Annotated in this window: 17 protein-coding genes; 8 read left to right on the forward strand and 9 right to left on the reverse strand. The window is 67.3% G+C overall.

Features of this window, described 5'->3' with window-relative positions; genetic code table 11:
• The first annotated feature begins 10 nt into the window (after positions 1–10).
• The 3 genes from WEE69_08630 to WEE69_08640 are packed head-to-tail and all read left to right on the forward strand — an operon-like array spanning position 11 to position 3,100.
• Positions 11–916 (forward strand): enoyl-CoA hydratase-related protein, encoded by a 906-nt coding sequence (locus tag WEE69_08630; GenBank protein MEX1145354.1) that lies wholly within the window; start codon positions 11–13, stop codon positions 914–916.
• Entirely contained in the window at positions 916–1,578 is a 663-nt protein-coding gene (locus WEE69_08635; GenBank protein ID MEX1145355.1) for a TetR/AcrR family transcriptional regulator, read from the forward strand. Before WEE69_08630 ends, WEE69_08635 begins: the two co-directional genes overlap by 1 nt.
• A gap of 34 nt (positions 1,579–1,612) precedes the next feature.
• Complete coding sequence (locus WEE69_08640) at positions 1,613–3,100, forward strand: alpha/beta fold hydrolase (GenBank protein ID MEX1145356.1); 1,488 nt, start codon at positions 1,613–1,615, stop codon at positions 3,098–3,100.
• A gap of 11 nt (positions 3,101–3,111) precedes the next feature.
• On the opposite strand, the gene WEE69_08645 is transcribed toward WEE69_08640, so the two are convergent.
• Entirely contained in the window at positions 3,112–5,145 is a 2,034-nt protein-coding gene (locus WEE69_08645; GenBank protein ID MEX1145357.1) for an FAD-dependent oxidoreductase, read from the reverse strand.
• A gap of 42 nt (positions 5,146–5,187) precedes the next feature.
• Between WEE69_08645 and WEE69_08650 the strand changes: the two genes are divergently transcribed.
• A complete protein-coding gene (locus WEE69_08650; protein ID MEX1145358.1) occupies positions 5,188–6,444 on the forward strand; it encodes a cytochrome P450 in 1,257 nt (418 codons plus the stop codon).
• Here the strand turns inward: WEE69_08650 and WEE69_08655 are convergent.
• The 7 genes from WEE69_08655 to WEE69_08685 all read right to left on the reverse strand — a co-directional run bounded on the left by WEE69_08655 (position 6,441) and on the right by WEE69_08685 (position 13,295).
• Entirely contained in the window at positions 6,441–7,538 is a 1,098-nt protein-coding gene (locus tag WEE69_08655) for an amidohydrolase family protein (GenBank protein ID MEX1145359.1), read from the reverse strand. The two genes, WEE69_08650 and WEE69_08655, sit on opposite strands and share 4 nt — an antisense overlap.
• Positions 7,539–7,543: 5 nt before the next feature.
• The gene (locus WEE69_08660; GenBank protein ID MEX1145360.1) at positions 7,544–7,903 is read right to left on the reverse strand and encodes a spore germination protein GerW family protein; all 360 of its coding nucleotides are present in this window, start codon (positions 7,901–7,903) and stop codon (positions 7,544–7,546) included.
• A gap of 6 nt (positions 7,904–7,909) precedes the next feature.
• Positions 7,910–8,878, reverse strand: a complete 969-nt coding sequence (locus WEE69_08665) for an SDR family NAD(P)-dependent oxidoreductase (GenBank protein ID MEX1145361.1) — start codon at positions 8,876–8,878, stop codon at positions 7,910–7,912.
• 99 nt (positions 8,879–8,977) lie between these two features.
• Complete coding sequence (locus tag WEE69_08670; GenBank protein MEX1145362.1) at positions 8,978–10,648, reverse strand: AMP-binding protein; 1,671 nt, start codon at positions 10,646–10,648, stop codon at positions 8,978–8,980.
• Between the two features lie 2 nt (positions 10,649–10,650).
• On the reverse strand, positions 10,651–11,565 hold the full coding sequence (locus WEE69_08675) for an SMP-30/gluconolactonase/LRE family protein (GenBank protein MEX1145363.1): 915 nt from the start codon (positions 11,563–11,565) through the stop codon (positions 10,651–10,653).
• Positions 11,566–11,748: 183 nt separating this feature from the next.
• Positions 11,749–12,153 (reverse strand): nuclear transport factor 2 family protein, encoded by a 405-nt coding sequence (locus tag WEE69_08680; GenBank protein MEX1145364.1) that lies wholly within the window; start codon positions 12,151–12,153, stop codon positions 11,749–11,751.
• Positions 12,150–13,295 carry a serine hydrolase domain-containing protein gene (locus WEE69_08685; GenBank protein MEX1145365.1) on the reverse strand — a complete coding sequence of 382 codons (1,146 nt, stop codon included), beginning with the start codon at positions 13,293–13,295 and terminating at the stop codon, positions 12,150–12,152. The genes WEE69_08680 and WEE69_08685 overlap by 4 nt, the downstream gene beginning before the upstream one ends.
• Before the next feature lie 54 nt (positions 13,296–13,349).
• Between WEE69_08685 and WEE69_08690 the strand changes: the two genes are divergently transcribed.
• The 4 genes from WEE69_08690 (at position 13,350) to WEE69_08705 (ending at position 17,496) form a co-directional block, all read left to right on the forward strand.
• Entirely contained in the window at positions 13,350–14,528 is a 1,179-nt protein-coding gene (locus tag WEE69_08690; protein ID MEX1145366.1) for an amidohydrolase family protein, read from the forward strand.
• A 1-nt stretch (position 14,529) separates the two neighbouring features.
• Positions 14,530–15,306, forward strand: coding sequence for a glucose 1-dehydrogenase (locus WEE69_08695; protein ID MEX1145367.1), 777 nt, complete (start codon positions 14,530–14,532; stop codon positions 15,304–15,306).
• The gene (locus tag WEE69_08700; GenBank protein ID MEX1145368.1) at positions 15,303–16,598 is read left to right on the forward strand and encodes an MFS transporter; all 1,296 of its coding nucleotides are present in this window, start codon (positions 15,303–15,305) and stop codon (positions 16,596–16,598) included. Before WEE69_08695 ends, WEE69_08700 begins: the two co-directional genes overlap by 4 nt.
• A 61-nt stretch (positions 16,599–16,659) precedes the next feature.
• Entirely contained in the window at positions 16,660–17,496 is an 837-nt protein-coding gene (locus tag WEE69_08705; GenBank protein MEX1145369.1) for an amidohydrolase family protein, read from the forward strand.
• Here WEE69_08705 and WEE69_08710 read toward each other — a convergent pair.
• A partial coding sequence (locus tag WEE69_08710; protein ID MEX1145370.1) for an OB-fold domain-containing protein occupies positions 17,444–17,767 on the reverse strand: 324 nt, incomplete at its 5' end. The genes WEE69_08705 and WEE69_08710 overlap by 53 nt on opposite strands.

The raw sequence follows: 17,767 nt of genomic DNA on the forward strand, positions 1-17,767 counted from the left end.
GGCTCTGAGCATGGAAAGAGAAGAGCTCGAGAGCGTGATCTACGAGAAGGAGGGCGCGGTCGCACGCGTCATCCTCAACCGGGGCGACAAGGCGAACACCCAGTCGTCACAGCTGGTGTGGGACTTCGATGCCGCCTTGCGCAAGGCCGAGCATGACTACGACGTGAAGGTCGTGATCATCAAGGGCAACGGCAAGGGTTTCTGCGCCGGGCACGTGATGAGCGGAGAGCCGGGCACGTACCCGGAGACCGAGGAGGCGATCGAGCGGCTCGGGAGCGTGTGGCGCGCCCGCTACGAGCTGTTCGTGTGGCCGGTGCTGTACCTCTGGGAGTTCCCGAAGCCCACCATTGCTCAAGTTCACGGCTACGCCTTGGGGGGTGGTTCGTATTGGGCGTTGCTCACCGACCTCACGGTGTGCTCCGACGACGCGTGGTTCCAGATGCCGCTCGTCCAAGGTTTGGGATTTCCCGGCGGGCAGACGATGGTCGAGCCGTGGGTGTTCATGAACTACAAGCGCGCGGCCGAGTACCTGCTCACGTCCCAGAAGCTCACGGCGCAGCAGGCGCTCGAGTTCGGCATGGTCAACCGGGTGGTGCCGCTCGCCGAGCTCGAGTCGACCGTGGAGGAGCTCGCGGCCACGATCGCACATGCGCCGCTCACGACGTTGATGACGGCGAAGATGGGGCTGCGGCGGGCGTGGGAGATGATGGGGATGCGGCTGCACATGCAACAGTCGGCCGACATGATGACGGTGGCGTCGTCAGCCGGCGACGTGCAGGGCTTCCTCGACCCGGTGTACCAACGACGGATGCGCGGCGAGACCGAGGATCCCGAGGGCACGAAGCGCCCGACGTATCCGAGCCAGCGCGCCGAGGGTGCGCCCGCGGCGAACACTGATCCCGAGGGGAAGAGCTAGTGCCGGCGAAGCAGGCGCGGACGCGCGGCAAGCCGGGGTCGGGGATGGCACAGCGACGCGCCGAACGTCGGAACGCCGATCGGCGCAACTCCGAGGAGCGTTGGGCCGCCATCATGGAGGCGGGTTCCGAGGTGTTCCGACGCCTCGGGTACGCGCACGCCACACTCGAAGATGTCGCGCGTGAGGTGGGCATCAACCGGGCGACGCTCTACTACTACGTCGCCGACAAGGAAGAGCTCCTGATCGCCATCCTCGATGAGCCGATCCACCGCATGACCACCGACCTGCGGGAGATCGCAGCGCTTCCCTTGTCTCCGACGGATCGGTTGCGCAAGGCCGTCATCCACCACATGCAGACATTGGAAGACAACTACCCCGAGCTCTTCGTCTTCCTGGCCGAGAACCTGCACGTCCTCACGGTCGGCTCGGATCGTGATATCCAGCAGAACGCGCACGCGTACGGCGAGGTGATGGTCGGGCTGTTGGAAGAGGGGATCGCGGCGGGGGAGTTCCGCGGCGATCTCGATCCGCGGCTCGTCATGCTGGGCATCATCGGGATGCTGAACTGGTCGCATCGCTGGTACACGCCCGACGGCAAGCGCACGCTGCCCGAGATCGGTGAGGAGTTCGCCACCATGCTCCTCGCAGGGCTCGGGAAGTAATCCGCTGCCGACTGCGATGCGAAGATCTGGGCATATGCGCATCCGCTTCCTCAGGCTGACGGTCGTCGCCGCGCTCGCGTCGCTGAGCCTCGTTCCCGCGCCAGCCGTGGCCGGTGAGAGTGCACCCCGCCTGCGCGACCACGAATGCGGCCTGCTGATCCCTGGGGGCGTGTCAGCCACGTGCCACACGTTGGTGGTGCCAGAGGATTGGGCCCGACCGAGGGCCAAGACCATCGAGCTCGAGGTGATGGTGCTCGAGAGCCGGTCAGCCACGCCCGAGCCCGATCCTGTGGTGTTCCTGTCCGGGGGGCCAGGCGACCCAGGCATCGAGGGCTTCGAGAACTTCGTGACCAGCCCGATGCTCGAGAACCGCGACATCGTGCTCTTTGACCAGCGTGGCACTGGTCGCTCGGGGCCGTCGCTCGACTGTCCCGAGCGTGCGGAGGCTGCGATCGACACGTTGTCGCGGGCTGATGCGCACGCCGACGAGCTGGCCGCGCTGGTGGACGCGACGGTCGCGTGCCGCGAGCGGCTGGTGGAGGAGGGCGTAAACCTCGACGCCTACAACACGAAGGAGAGTGCGGCAGATGTCGCCGCGCTGCGCGAAGCCCTTCAGCTCGACGAGTGGAACCTCTATGGAGTGGCGTACGGCACGCGGTTGGCGCTCGAGACCATGAGATCTTTCCCTGAGGGGATCAGATCGGTGGTGCTCGACTCGGTGTATCCACCCGACGTCGGGGGGCTCGAGCTCTACACCGACGGCGCGGGCGCGGCGCTCGACCGCTTGGTCGCTGCATGCGATGCCGACGCCGACTGCTCGGTCCTCCAACCCGATCTCGGTCAGACGATCCAGGCCGTCGTCGACCGCTACAACGACGCGCCGGTGGACGTCACGCTGAGCAGCGGTGAGACGTTCGTGGTCACGGGCGACGACATCTACACGGGGTTGTTCGACGCGATGTACGACACCGACCTCATCCCCACGCTGCCCACTGTCATCGAGAGTTTCGCCGCCGGAGACACCGGGCTCCTCGAAGTGTTGGCAGAGCAGGGCATACCCGCGCTGGCGACGCCCTCCAAGGGGATGTTCCTCTCCGTGGAGTGCGCCGACGCAGCCAAGTTCGCGAATGCCAAGCGCGAGGCGAAGGAGGCCGAGAAGCCCGGTCCGTCCTCGGTTCTGGTGCGATTCGCGGCGCAGCCGTACTGCGACGTCTGGGATGTCGAGCCGTTGCCTGACTCGTTCAGCCGACCCGTGCGGTCGAAGATCCCGACGTTGGTGCTCGCGGGCAGCCTCGATCCCATCACCCCAGCAGCCGACAGCAAGCGCACCGCGAAGTTGCTCAAGAACGCGCAGTACTTCGAGTTTGCAGGCTTCGGGCACGCGGTCACCAAGGGCACCGACTGCCCGCGCGCGATCCGCCAGGTCTTCCTCGACGATCCTGACGTGGATCTCAGTGTCAGCCCCGAGGCGGCATGCGCCAAAGACCCGGCGCCAGGCTTTCTTTCTCAGGGGCTGATCTAGCTCCAGCGTTCCTAGATGGCGCGGCCGGCCACGTGGCCGTCGTACACGGCGCGGTCGACCGGGCGAACCGCGACCGCGTCGCCGATCACCTTGATGTCCAGGTCGGAGGCTTGTTCGCGCAGATCTTCAGCGAGGTGGTTGTCGGGAAGACCGTTGGTGCGGATGACGACGGTGTCCACACCAAAGATGGTCTCCAGCTTGCTCGACAGCACATCGAGGAGCGTGACCTCGTGGTCGCCGATGAACGCGAGCGCAGTGCTGGGTCGCCAGGCCATGCCCGCGTGCACGGCACGGGGGAGGATCGCAGCCTGCGTCTCGCCGTCGAGGGCGAGGGGCACCGGCAGCGTGGTCACGCACGTGGCTTCGACGCCGTGCGTCGCGAGCATCTCGCCGAGGCCGATGGCCTGGGCGTGGCCAACCCCGTCCAAGAGCACCACGTTGTCCCCGAGGGCGCGTGGGTCCGCAAGGATTCGTCGCAGCGCTTCCACGTGGTCGAGCACCCATTCCTGCTCGGACCCCGGGACCGGCATCGGGTGGTACGCCGAGCGCGCCTCTTTCGACGGCACGCCGCCGGTTGCGATCACCACCGTGTCCGGTGACAACGTGAGCACCGTATCGGCGGTCGCGTCCACGCCGGTGCGCACGTCCACGCCTTGGCGCTCGCATTCACCGATCCGCCAGCGGGCGATCTCCCAGATCTCTTCCCTTCCCGGCAGTTGCGCCGCGAGACGCAGTGCGCCGCCGAGCTCCTCGTCTCGTTCCAGCAACGTCACGTCGTGTCCGCGCGCCGCCGCGACCGCGGCGGCTTCCATGCCCCCAGGTCCGCCGCCCACGACGACCGCTTTCTTCGTCTGCGAAGCCATTTGGAGGGTGCCGAGACCGAGCTCGTCTTCTCGTCCGACCGCGGGGTTCTGGACGCAGTTGATCGGCATCGACTGGAGCAGGTTGCCGTAGCAGGACTGGTTGATCCCCGTGCAATGGCGGATCTCGTCGGACCTTCCCTCCCTTGCTTTGTTCACCCACTCGGGATCGGCGATCAGCGCGCGCACGAGCGTGATGCCATCGGCCTCGCCGCGCTCCAGGATTCCCTCGGCTTCGTCGGGAGTGAGGATGCGATGCACGGTGAACACGGGCGTGTCTCGCATCTCGGTGACCACCCGCTCGCGAACCTTGTGCGCGGCGTAGACGCCGAGGAGGTGGGGGGCATAGTTGGTGCGCACCATGCCGATGCCGCCGATGCCCACGCTCACGTTGAAGAAGTCGACGAGCCCGAGCTGCTCGTAGCGGGCGGCAACGTCGGCGCAGTCTTCGGCGGTGAGTCCTGGTTGGCCGTGGCTTTGCTCGTCGTCGCCCGCCAGCCGGAGTCCGACGGCCACCTCGTTGCCAACTGCTTCGCGTACCGCGGTGATCACCTGCACGCCGAAGCGCATGCGGTTCTCCAACGAGCCGCCGTATTCGTCGGACCGGTAGTTGAACTTGGGAGAGAGGAACTGGTGGAGAAGATAGCCGTGCGCACTCTGGATCTCGATGCCGTCGAAGCCGCCGGCCACCGCGTTGCGCGCGCAGCGAACGTGGTAGTCGATGGCCTCGGCGATGTCGCGGGCGTCCATGGCCTTGGGCGCCTCGAAGTAGTCGGGTGACATCGACGGGCCCACCGCGACCTGCTTCGACCAGTTGCCGAGCATCATCGCCCCGGAGTGCGTGAGCTGCACGAAGGCGAGCGCGCCGTGCTCATGCACCTGGCTCGTGAGATCGAGATAGTGGGGGACGCACGCCTCATCCCAGCCGTTGGCGTTGTTGGGCATCTTGTACGCGGTGTTCGGTGCCACCGCGGTCTCGCCCGCGATCACCACCGCAACTCCGCCGCGAGCCCGGTCGGCCAGATATCGCCCGTACCGGCGCCCGTAGAAGCCGGGCTCGCCCCAGACCGGGTTCGGCTCGCTGAACATCGTGAAGTGGGCGCCGCAGATCACCCGGTTGCGCAGCTCCAACGGCCCCACCTTGAGGGGCTGGAACAGCAGGGGATGGTTGGGCTCTTGGGGCACGGCGGGAGGCTACCGAGGGCGGGCCGTGGCAGCATGGTGGCCATGACTGACACGATCGATTCCGAAGCGCACGAGGAGTACGACCCGTTCGCGGCCTTCGACGAGTCCGCCGGGGTCGGCCAAGTTCGAGACCCGTACCCCGTCTACCACGAGCTGCGGGGCGAGTGCCCGGTGCAGGCCGGGCCGATGTGGGACCGCTTCGGAATGGAGACGGGCATGGAAGCGGCGCTGCTCGGTGACGCGACATCGGTCCCGCACACGGTCTTGTCGTTCGACGGCGTGCAGCAGGTCCTCAAGGACGGCGAGACGTTCTCGTCGTCGGGCTACGCCGAGAACATCGGCCTGCTGATGGGCCATTCCATCCTCGAGATGGATGAGCCCGAGCACCACCGGTACCGGTCGCTCATCCAGCAGGCGTTCACCCGCAAGGCCATGGAACGGTGGGAAGCCGACATCGTCGGGCCGACCGTTGCCGCGAACATCGATGCCTTCGCCGACCGCGGGAACGCCGATCTCGTGCGCGAGCTCTTCTTCCCGTTCCCGGTGCAGGTGATCGCGGCGATGCTGGGACTCCCGCGCGACGATCTGCCCGCCTTTCACGCGAAGGCGGTAGAGCTGATCAGCATCATTTCCGACATCGAGCGCGGCCTCGTCGCGTCGCAGTGGCTCTACGACTACTTCGCGAAGATCATCGCCGACCGGCGATCGAGCCCACAGAGCGACGTCATCAGCGTGCTCGCCGAAGCCGAGCTGGACGGTCAGCGGCTCACCGATGATGAGATCATCGCGTTCCTCCGGCTGTTGCTCCCGGCTGGCGCGGAGACCACCTATCGGTCGTCGAGCAACCTCATGTTCGGCCTGTTGAGCAACCCCGACCAACTCGAGGCGTTGCGCGCCAACCGCGAGCTCATGCCCCAAGCGATCGAAGAAGGTCTGCGCTGGGAGCCGCCCCTCACCAGCATCGGACGTACGGCGATGCGCCAAGTCGAGGTCGACGGCGTCACGATCCCCGCAGGCTCACCGGTGCAGGTGTGCATGGGCGGCGCCAACCGAGATCCGTCCCGGTGGGACCGGCCCGACGACTTCGACATGTTCCGCGACTCGCAGCAGCACATGTCGTTCGCGTTCGGCCCGCATATGTGCCTCGGCATCCACCTCGCCCGTATGGAGACGACGGTCGTGATCAACACGGTGCTCGACCGGCTGCCCAACGTGCGCTTGGATCCCGACGCCGAAGACGTGCACATCAGTGGCCTCGCATTCCGCGCGCCGAGCCACCTTCCCGTGCTCTTTGGCTAGTCCAGTCCGTAGAGCCGGCGGGGGTTGTCCCAGGCGATCGCGGTCTTCTCTGCACTGCTGAGGTCGTCGCGCGCCATGAACTCGCGCACGCCGTTGGGGAACGAGCCTTCGGGGTGGGGGAAGTCGGCCGCGGTCACGATGCAGTCCAGCCCCACTGCATCGATGACCTGTCGGAGGTTGGGTTCCTCGATCTCGGCCGAGACGAAGCACTGTCGGCGGAAGAGCTCGCCCGGCGTGGCCGACAGCTCGTGCACGTCAAGTCTCGCGTAGCGCTCGTACAGCTCGTCGAGCCACCAGAGCCAAAAGGGAAGCCAGCCCGCGCCTGACTCCAACACGACCACCCGCAAGCCGGGGTGCCGGTCGCAGATGCCGCCCACCAAGAAGGAGAACAGGGTGAGCTGGGACTCGAGTGGGAACGCAGCGGCGACGCGCGGCAGTGCCCAGTCGCCGAAGCGATCGGCGCCGATCTGCCCGAGGCCGGTGCCGGCGACATTGTGCAACGACAGCGACGCGCCCAGCTCTTCCAAGGTCGCCCACAGCGGCTCGTAGTAGTCATGCTCGAGCGTGACGCCGGGGAGGGGAGGCTCCGGCAGCACGAAGAATCCCTTCATCCCGAGCTCGTTCACACCGCGGCGGGCTTCGACGATTGCCGCGTCGACGTCGTTCAGTGCGAGCTGTCCGACCGCGAGGAGTCGGTCCGGTACATGGGCGACGAACTTCGTGGCCCAGTCGTTGTACGCGCGCACGATGGCGGCCGCGAGCGCAGGATCGAGACCGGCCACAGCCACCTGCATCAGCCCGCGGCTGGGGTAGAGCGCCATGCGGTCGATGCTCTGGTCGTCCATCGCGAGCACGTAGGCGTCGGGGTCCCAGTCGCGCTCGTCGTAGCGGCCGTACGTGCTGGCCCAGGTGTCTTCGAGGGTCTTCATGCCACCGGCCAAGCGTCGCCACCTCACCGTCGGCAGGCGCATCCCGTCGACCGACATCGCGCCGCGATCGCTGGTGGTGGGCGCGCGGTCACGAAAGGCGGGCTCGATGTGCTCGGCCCAGAGGTCGGGCGGCTCCATGAAGTGGGAGTCGACATCGAAGAACACTTGCTTCAGCTCCGACCTCGGCCGCGACGGCGACCGCGCAGGAGCGGCCGGAGCACGAGCAGCATGCCGATTGCGAGCGCGGCGTTGATCACGAGTTGGCGTTCGCGGTCGATCACCGGCTCCCAGCGCACGTTGCCGTCGCGGATCACGAACGCGCCGACCGGTCGCGCGTGCAGGCCGAACCCGCTCCCGCCGCCGACGTTGCCCAGCTCGTCCGTGCCGCCGCCGCCGCCGGCGCCGCCGGCTACCGCGGCTGCGGGGATGACGACCGTGCCGTCACGCTCGATCGGGTCGCCGTACACGCGCCGCACGGTCAGCGCATCGCGTGCTTGTTCGATCACGTGGCTGATGCGTTCGAGCTCCATGGAGCCTCAGCTTTCCGGAGTGGTCGCGGACCCGCTCTTGGTTTGGTACTTGCTCTTCCACTCCTTGGGGGGCAGCTCGGGGCGCTTGGCGCCGGCGCCGAACAGGCGCGGGATCTCGCCCGCGAGGTCAGGGGCCGTCCAACCGCGATCGACACGATCGAAGACCCGGTCGATCTCCCACGCGCTGATGTGCTCGACGGTCCCACCCCGCACCTGGAACGTCTGACCGCTGAGGTAGCCCGCCTCGGGGGACGCGACGTAACAGACCATCTCGGCAACATGAACCGGGTCGCCGTAGTCGATCTCGCCCGGCGCGGCCTCTCGGTTACGGGCCGAGCGCCAGCCGATCGCCGCGAGGCGTGTGTAGGCCGACGGCATGATCGTGTTGGCCGTCACGCCGTATGGCGCCATCTCGGTGGCGATCGCGTTGGTGAACGCCATCACCCCGGCCTTGGCCGCGACGTAGTTCGACTGGCCGGCGCCGCCGAGCATCAGCAGGCCAGTGGAGGTGTTGACGATTCGCCCGTATCCCGGCCCGTCCTGGCGCTTGGCCTCAGAGCGCCACCAGCGGCAGGCCGGCGCGGTCACGGCGAACGTGCCGCGGAGATGCACTCGGATTACGTCGTCCCACTCTTCAGTCGCCATGTTGAAGACCATCCGCGGGCGGCCGAACCCAGCGTTGTTCACCACGATGTCGAGCCCGCCCCACTCGTCGATGGCGCGCTGCACCACCGCCTCGCCACCCTCGGGCGTGGAGATGTCGGACCGGTCCGCGACGGCCTCGCCACCGGCAGCACGGATCTCGCCGACGACCTCATCGGCCGGGGTCTCGTCGGTACCGCTGCCGTCGGTGGCGACGCCGAGGTCGTTGACCACCACCTTGGCGCCATAGGCGGCGAGGCGCGTCGCCTCGGCGCGGCCGATGCCACGGCCCGAGCCGGTGACGACGGCGACTCTTCCGTTCAGATCGACCATGGGCACTGACGCTAACGCCGCGGCAGCAAGTGCGCGGCTAGCGTCCATGCCGTTGGCGGCCCCACGGGTCGCTGCGGGGGGAGTCATGATGTACTGACCTCAGACGCGTTCGAGCTGATCGGTCCGACCACGCGCCTCGAACCGGGCGTGCAGGTCGGACCGATCCGCGTCTGTCATCGGCCGCAGCTGCTCGTCGTTGGCGGGGCGCCACCAGACCTTGCTGGGAAGGTTGGGAACGGTGACGTCCCAGCGTTCGTTGCGAAGCTGGCGTTTCAGGATCTTCTGCGTCTCGGTCACGGGGAGCGAGTCGACGACGCGCACGTAGCGCGGTGACCACTTCGTCCCGAGGTCGGCCTGCTCGGCGAGGAACGCGTCAAAGCCGGCCGCGTCGAACGACGCGCCCGGCTTCAGCTGGAGCGCGGCCATCACCTGGTCGCCGACCACCTCGTCGGGCACGGCATAGACGGCGGCGAGGACAACGTCGGGGTGACGGGCGAGAATGCGCTCGAGGGGTGCGGCGGCGAAGTTCTCGCCGTCGACGCGGAGCCACTCGTAATCGCGGCCGGCGAAGTAGAACCACCCGTCCTTGTCGCGATATCCGAGGTCGCCGGTCCAGTACCAGCCGTCGTGCACGCGCTGCGCGTCAGCCTCGGCGTTCTTGTAGTACCCCTCGAACGAGGGCACGCCCTGCTTGTTGACGATCTCGCCAATCGACTCGTCGGAGTTCAGCAGGTGCCCGGCGTCATCGAAGCGCGCGGGCGGGCAGTCTTCCCCGGTGTCGGGGTTCACGATCGACGTTCCGTCGGGACCCACGCCCAGCGCACCCTTGGGCATCTCGGGCATCCGGTTGATGTTGGCGCCACCTTCGGTGGATCCGTAGCCGTCACCCACCGTGCAACCGAACCGCGTGCCGAACCGCTCGATGTCGAGATCGGCGGCCTCGTTGCCGAACACTCGCACGAGGGTGTTGTTGGCGTCGTCAGGCTGCTCGAGGGTGGCGAGGATGTACGAGAGTGGCTTGCCGACGTAGTTGAAGTATGTGACGCTGTACTTGCGCACGTCGGGCAGGAAGCCCGATGCGGAGAAGCGCCGGCGAAGGACGAGCTCGGCGCCCGAGATCAGCCATGGCCCGAACGACGTGATGATCGCGTTCGAGTGGAAGAGCGGCATCGTGCAGTACATGACGTCGTCGTGCGTCAGCTGCTGCATCATCGTGAGCCCGGTGCTCATGCGGACCAACCGACCCTGGGAGACGATGCACGCTTTCGGTGCACCGCCGGTGCCCGACGTGAACAGCAGCAGGTAGGGCGCGATCGGGTCGATCTCGGCTTCGGGAACCCGGGCACCCTCGTATGGAGCGAGCGCGTCGGCGTATCCATCGCCGTCGATCACGAGGATCCGACCGTTCGCGGGGCCGAGGTCGAGCTCATCGAGCAACGGCAGGTGGCGACGCTCGGTGACGATGGCTTGACAGTCGGTGTGGCAGATGTCGCGCTCGAGCTCTGCGCCGCGCCGGGTCGGGTTGATACCGACGAGCACGTCGTTCGTCAGCGCGGCTGCCCCGAGCCAAATCGCGAACTCGGGGACGTTGTCGAGGAGCAGTCCGACGTGACGCGGCACGTCACGGTCGAGCTCGGCGCGCAGCCACGCGGCGCGTTGCGTCGCGGCATCCACGAACTGGATCCACGTCCAGGTGTCGTCTTCGAACCGAAGTGCGAAGCGTTCACCGCCGGCTGCCCTGGCTCGCACCAGCTCCGCGATGTCGGGCATGGCTAGAACGCGAGCTTCAACCCGGGGCGAGGCCAATCCAGCGCGACCAGCCTTCCCATTCCGGACAGCGTCGCGTAGGCGGTGCGCATGTCGTCGCCGCCGAAGCACACATTCGTGGTGAACCGGTCGGGCAGCGCCACGTATTCGTGCCCAGTGCCGTCGGCTTGCACGACGCACAGTCCTTCGCCGATCGCCGCGACCACGACCGCGCCGTCAGCTTCGACCGCGAGGGAGTCGAAGTGGCCTTTGGTGGCCTCGACCACGGTGGCCATCGGGCTCTTGACCTTGCCGGGTCCGGTTACGTCCCAAGCATTCAGCCGACCGGTGTAGCTCTCGGCCACGTACACGCGGTCACCGGCGGGGGAGAGCCCGACGCCGTTCGGCCCGAGCAGCCCTCGCGCCACTTGCACGACGGACTTCCCGGCAACCGTGCCGTAGTAGAGGCCGCCGCGGTCGGTGTCGTGGGCGCGGGACTTCCCGAAGTCGGTGAACCAGAATCCTCCGTCGGTGTCGAACACGATGTCGTTCGGCCCCCGGAACGCGAACCCGTCGCATTCCTCGCACAGCACGGAGTGCTCGCCGGTCTCGAGGTCGACGCGGTTGATCCATCCACCCGTGAAGTCGACCGGCTGGTTGCTCATCGTCTTGAGGTCAAACGGGATGAGCATCCCGTCGAGCTCGCTCCACAGGAAGCCGCCGTTGTTGGCGATGTAGCAAGCACCGTCGGGGCCGATCGCCGCGCCGTTGGGGCCGCCGCCGAGGTCGGCGACGACGTCGACCTTGCCGTCGGTGCCGACGCGGCTCAGCGTGCCGCGTCGGATCTCGACCACGAGCACGCTGCCGTCGGGCATGACGATCGGACCCTCGGGAAATTCCAGGCCGGTCGCGATGTCGCGGACCTCGGCTGGCGTGCCCATTCTCGTCCCCCTCGTTCCGTGCGCGTTTGCTGGGACCGTTCTAGTCCAGCCAGAGGTCGACAGGTACGGTGCCGCCATGGACCGGGGCTACGGAGTGGGCACGTCCTGACCGCGGTGCTCGCGCGACTGCGCGCCGAGCTGCGAGCACGCTGGATGGCGTGGCTGGCACTCGCCGCGCCTCGGTCAGGACAGCGCGGCGGTCGCGGCTTCGGGGTTGTGGTACTCGCGCCAGAACCGGATCTTGTCGCCGGCGAATCGAAAGATGCCGACGTAACGGTTGAGGTACGGGCGCTCGTTGTGCTTGACCACGGCCTCGCTGCGGTACTCCGCGACCAACGTCTCGGTGTCCTCGCCGGGATACGTCGCGGTGACCTCGATGCGGAACGGCTCGAACATCGCGCCGATCACGTTTGTGAGCAGCGCTTCCATCGCGGCTGGACCCCGGACCGGCATCTCGAGGAAGTCGGGCGCGAAGGCGAGGTCGAACTCCACGTCGTCGTCGAGCAGGTTGGCCACACCACGGAAGTCGCGGGCGGAGAGACGCTCGAAGAGCGTGTGCACGATCTGCTCCCGATCCGACGCCTTCACAGCGCCTCGTAGAGCGCGTCGAGAATCGGGAACCACCGCTCGTCGTCGCGGCGCGTGGTCCACTGCATGCGGTTCATTACGTAACCGAAGGCGACCCCGGCGTCCGGGTCGAGGAAGCCGAGGGAACCACCCGAGCCGTTGTGACCGAATGTGCGCTCGCCGGGTCCGAACGAGAACTCGGCCTCGGGCATCGTGATCTCGAACCCGAGGCCGAAGCGGGTCGGGAGGTCCATCACGACGTCGAGTCCGTCCACGTGGATGCGCCCGGCTTCGGCAACCAGCTCGGGATCGACGAGGTCTCCGCTTCCGAGTGCTCCGTAGACGCGCGCCAACGCGCGCGCGTTGGAGTGAGCGTTGGCAGCAGGGATCTCGGCCGCGCGGAAGGTACGAGAGTTCGTGTGCTCGATGACGTTGCAGTCGGGCGGGTTCCCGAACGACTTCGGGCCCAGACCGTCGGGCTGCCAGTGCGAGAAGAACGTCGGTGCGCCCTCGACGAGATCGATCGCCATGTCTGCGGTGCGTGACTCCTCCGCAGCGGGCAGGCCGAGGAAGCAGTCGATGCTCAGCGGGTCCGCGATCTCTTCGGAAAGGAACGTCCCGATCGTGCGCCCGTCGGCGCGGCGCAGAACTTCGCCGAGCAGGTGGCCGAACGTCACGCCGTGGTAGCCGTGCGCGGTGCCCGGAACCCACGACGGCTCCTGGGCGGCCAGCGCGTCGGTCATCGCTTCCCAGTCCGACAATGAGCCGAACGGCATCGGTCGGCTGATCGCCGACAGCCCGGCCTCGTGGGTCAGGAGCCAGCGCACAGGCACGTCGTCCTTGCCGGCTGCCGCGAACTCCGGCCACCACTTCGCGACCGGAGCGTCCAGATCGACCACACCGCGATCCACGAGCATGAGCAGCGCGATCGCGGCCAGCCCCTTCGTGCACGAGAACGTGCACGCGATCGTGTCCCGATCCCAGCGCCGTGAACGCGCCGCGTCGACGTGACCGCCCCAGAGATCGACCACCGCGCGGCCGTCGATCTCCACCGCAAGGGAAGCGCCGAGCTCGCGCCCGTCGGCAAAGCCGGAGGCGAAAGCATCACCGACCGCAGCGAACCGAGGGTCGCACGTGCCGTGGCAGATCTCGGCGGTCGACATGCGGACGCGACCCTCGCAGTTGCGGGTCCGGGTCGCAAGTGGTCGGATAACCCGATGGACGCCAACATCTTCAGCGAGGTTGCGAGCATCGACTACCCGATCCTCGACTCCGACGCGCACGTGAACGAGCCGCCCGATACGTGGCAGGGGCGAGTCCCGGCGAAGTTCAAGGACCGGGCACCGAAAGTCGTCCATACCGACAACGGCGACGTGTGGTCCTTCGACGACGGCAAGTCAATACGCCCCGTCGGCCTCACGGCGACCGCGGGGCTTTCGTACCTGCAGTTCAAGCCAGCGGGCATCACGTACGAGGGGATGAGGCCTGGGAGCTTCGATGTGAAGGCTCGGCTCGCCGACATGGATGCCGACGGCATCTGGCTCCAGGTGCTGTATCCGAGTGTCACGTTGGGGGGCGCAAAGGTCTACGGCGCGGAGCCCGAGCTCCAACGAGCTTGTGTGCGCGCGTACAACGAGTGGCTCGCGGAGTTCTGCGACGCGTCCGACGGTCGACTCGTCGGGCAGGGGATCCTGCCCACGACCGGTGTCGACGACGCGATCGAAGAGACGAAGCGGTGCATTGAGCTAGGGCACCGCGGCGTCGTGATGTCAGCGTTCCCCAACGGCAGCCTCGACCCCGCGCCTGAGGACGATCCGTATTGGTCGTTCGTGCAGGACACCGGCGTTCCGGTCGCGGTGCACATCGGCAGCTTCGTGAAGGGTGCGGTCGGTCAGAATCCGCCAGGGATGGACACGCTCGCGTTCATGGGCGTCGCAGGCTCGAGCAAGGCGGGCGCGCACACTCTGCCCGTCGTGTGCGACTTGCTGTTTTCCGGCATCTTCGAACGGTTCACGCGTCTGAAGCTGCTCCTCGTCGAGGCGAACATCGGGTGGATCCCGACGCTGCTCGAGCAGGTCGATGACATGTTCCTGCGTTACCGGTGGTTCACGAACGGTGTCGAGCAGATGCGCACCATGCCGAGCCGCATCTTCCACCGGAACTTCTGGGCCACGTTCATGGTCGACACCGTCGGCATCGAGCTTCGGCACCGGTTGAACCTGGAGCACATCATGTGGTCGACCGATTACCCACACACGGGTACGGAGTGGCCGAACAACCGCGTCTCGATCGAGCGCAACTTCCGCGGAGTGCCCAAGGACCAGGTCAAAGCGATGCTCCACGACAACTGCAAGGCCCTCTACAACCTGGATCACGTCCCCGACCTTCTCCCCTGAGGTGACGCGACTCGACGGCAAGGTCGCGCTGATCACCGGTGCGGCGAGGGGACAGGGTGCCGCGGAGGCCCGGCTCTTCGCGTCAGCAGGCGCGGCCGTTGTTCTCGGCGACGTGCTCGATGATGACGGCGAGAACGTCGCCAACGAGATCGGTGAACGTGCCGCCTATTGCCACCTGGACGTGACCAGCGAAGGCGACTGGGCCGCTGCGGTCGATACGGCGGTGAATCGCTTCGATGGCCTCGACGTGCTCGTGAGCAACGCGGGGATCTCACCGATGCCCCGACCGATCGTCGACACCGATCTGGCCGACTATCGGAAGGTGATCGAGGTGAACCAGGTCGGGGCCTTCCTCGGCGTGCGCGCTGCCGCGCCGGCCGTGGTCGAGCGCGGAGGAGGGTCGATCGTCCTCATTTCGTCGGTCAACGGCTTCGTGGGCGCCGGCGGAATCGCCGGCTACGTCTCGAGCAAGTTCGCGCTGCGCGGGTTGACCAAGGTGGCGGCGCTCGAGCTCGGCCGCAGTGGGGTCAGGGTCAACTCGGTGCACCCCGGTCCGATCGATACGCCGATGGTGCAGCCCGAGAGCTGGGACGGCTTCGACATGCGGCCGGCGCTGGCCCACTCGAATCCACTCGGGCGTATCGGCCAGCCCGAGGAAGTCGCCGAGCTCGTGGCTTGGCTCGCGTCCGACGCGAGCGCGTACTGCACGGGTGCCGAGTTCGTGATCGACGGTGGATACCTCGCCGGACCCTTCAACGCGCTCGGGACCGATGCATGACACCGGCTTCTCCGGGTGCGCTGGTGGCATTCCGGTCGCGCGACTACCGGGTGTTCTGGTTGGCGGCGATCGTGTCGAACTCCGGCAACTGGATGCAGACGATCACAGTGCCGTACGTGATCCTCCGCATGACCCACTCGACGACCTGGGTGGGGTTCGCCGCGTTCATGGCATTCGGGCCGGCGCTGGCGATGGGGCCGTTGGCAGGCTCGCTTGCCGACCGGTACCCGCGCAAGCAGGTCGTGCTGGTGACGCAAGCATTGATGATGATCGCAGCGTTCGCGCTCTTCGCGTTATGGGTCAGCGACGCCGCGACTCCTGAGTCGATCGTCGCGATCCTCCTCGTGTCGGGGATTGGCTCCGGGCTCGGGATTGCGTCGTGGCAGTCCTTCATTCCGCAGCTCGTGCCCACGGAGCACATGCTGAGCGCCATTCGACTCAACTCGGTGCAGTTCACCGCCGCGCGCGCGTTCGGCCCGGCGCTCGCCGGGCTCGTCCTCGCCGAGCTCGGGCCGAGCGTGGGGTTCCTCTTCAACGCGGTGTCGTTCCTGCTCGTCCTGGTGGCGCTGCTCGCGATCCATCCGCGTGCGATTGATCTTCCGGTGGTGATGACCGGATCACTCGAGCACTTCCGGGCCGGTGTGCGATACGTGCGAGAGCGTCAGGCGCTCCTCCTTCCAGTCCTGACGATCTTCGTGGTCTCGTTCTTCGGATCGTCCGTCATCCAGCTCTGCGCCCCGCTGGCCCGACGCGTCTTCGACGTCGGCAAGGCGGAGTACGGCTTGATGGTCGCCGCGTTCGGTTTGGGAGCGGTCTTCGGGACGTTCTTCACCCTTGCGTTCGGTGACCGCATCCGCCGATCGCGGCTTGCGATGATCGGTCTCGTGCTCTTCGCGGTCGGGGAGATGCTGCTCGGTGGCGCGCCCGCGTATGCGGCCGGCGTTGTCGGACTCTTCGGGATGGGCTTCGCATACATGTTCATCGCCGTGTCGTTGAACACGTCGATCCAGGCTCGGGTCGAGGAGAGCCATCGCGGCCGGGTGTTGTCCATCTACCTGATGGGGTTGCTTGCCGGCGTCCCGTTCGGCGCACTCCTCGGCGGTGCCGTTGCTGACTTCGTGGGCCTCCGGGCGACGGTGATCGGCGGCGGCACCGTCGTTCTCGCATTCGCGGTGTTCGCGGCACTCGTGTACGACGCGATGGGGCCGTTGAACGAATCGATCGACGAGAGCGAACCCGTGCATGCCGATGCGCTCCTGACGACGCAGCCAACGATCGCAGGCGCGGACTGATGCGCAGGCGCGCGGTCCCACAGGGACGGGGTCGGGTATCCCGGCCCCGAGCGAGCGCGACATGGTGACGCTCATCGACACGCATGTACATGTGATCAGCGAGGACGAGGAGCGCTTCCCCCTCGACCCGAGCGGGGTGACGGGTGCGTGGTACCGCGACGACCCGTGCTCGGTGGAGCGGTTGCTCCGGCTCATGGACGACGCCGGCGTGGACGCGGCGGTGCTTGTGCAGGCGATCAGCGCGTACCGACACGACAATCGGTACTGCGCCGAAAGTGCCCGGCGCTTCCCCGAGCGGTGCACGAGCGTCGCGTGCATCGACGTGACCGCGTCCGATCCGATCGCTGCGGCTCGACAGGTGGTGCGCGACGAGGCGATGCGTGGCATCCGTTGGGTCGCGATCACCGACGGGGGCCTCCAGGAGCCGCGCGGGCTGTGGGACGAGATCTCGACACTCGAGGTGCCGGTCGTCGTCACGATCCTTGCCCACCGACTCGCGGAGCTCGCGGCGACGATCCCGAACATCCCGTCGGTTCCCCTCGCGCTCGACCACTGCGCGTTCGCCGACTTCTCACACGGTGTGCCCGACGAGCTGAGCGCGCTCGCGGTCTTTCCGAACCTGTACCTCAAGGTGTCGTCCAACGCACTCGACCTGATGGCCGCACATGGTGATCCGGCCGAGGTCGTCGCCGAGCTCGCGGGGCGCTTCGACGGGCGGCTGATGTGGGGCTCGGACTACTCCCAGACACACGACCGCCCGTACGGCGAGCTCGTGGAGTGGGGCCGGGCCGCCACCGCCAAGCTCTCACCCGAACATCGCGCCGGCTATCTCGGCGACAACGCCGTCATGATGTGGCCGGAGCTGGGACGAAGAGTGGCGCGAGGACCTCGCCGCTGACATCTGCGAACCTGAGCGGGCGGAACGTGACGTGCACCGGCATCTCGAACTCCAGCGCGTCGAGATCGCAGTCGACCATGCGGGTGGCGAGGCGCACACGCGGATCCTCCTCCAACGCGACGAGGGCTGGCGCGAACGGGACGATCTCGGCGAACTGCGGGAGGAATGGGTGGGTCACGACCACCCAGGAGAACAGCGTGCCGCGACCGCTCAGCGGCTCCCAGGTGAAGGACTCGCCCTCGCACGACCGGCAGCGCTCGCGTGGATACCA

The sequence above is a fragment of the Acidimicrobiia bacterium genome, from assembly GCA_040881685.1.
Classification (GTDB): domain Bacteria; phylum Actinomycetota; class Acidimicrobiia; order IMCC26256; family PALSA-555; genus SHVJ01.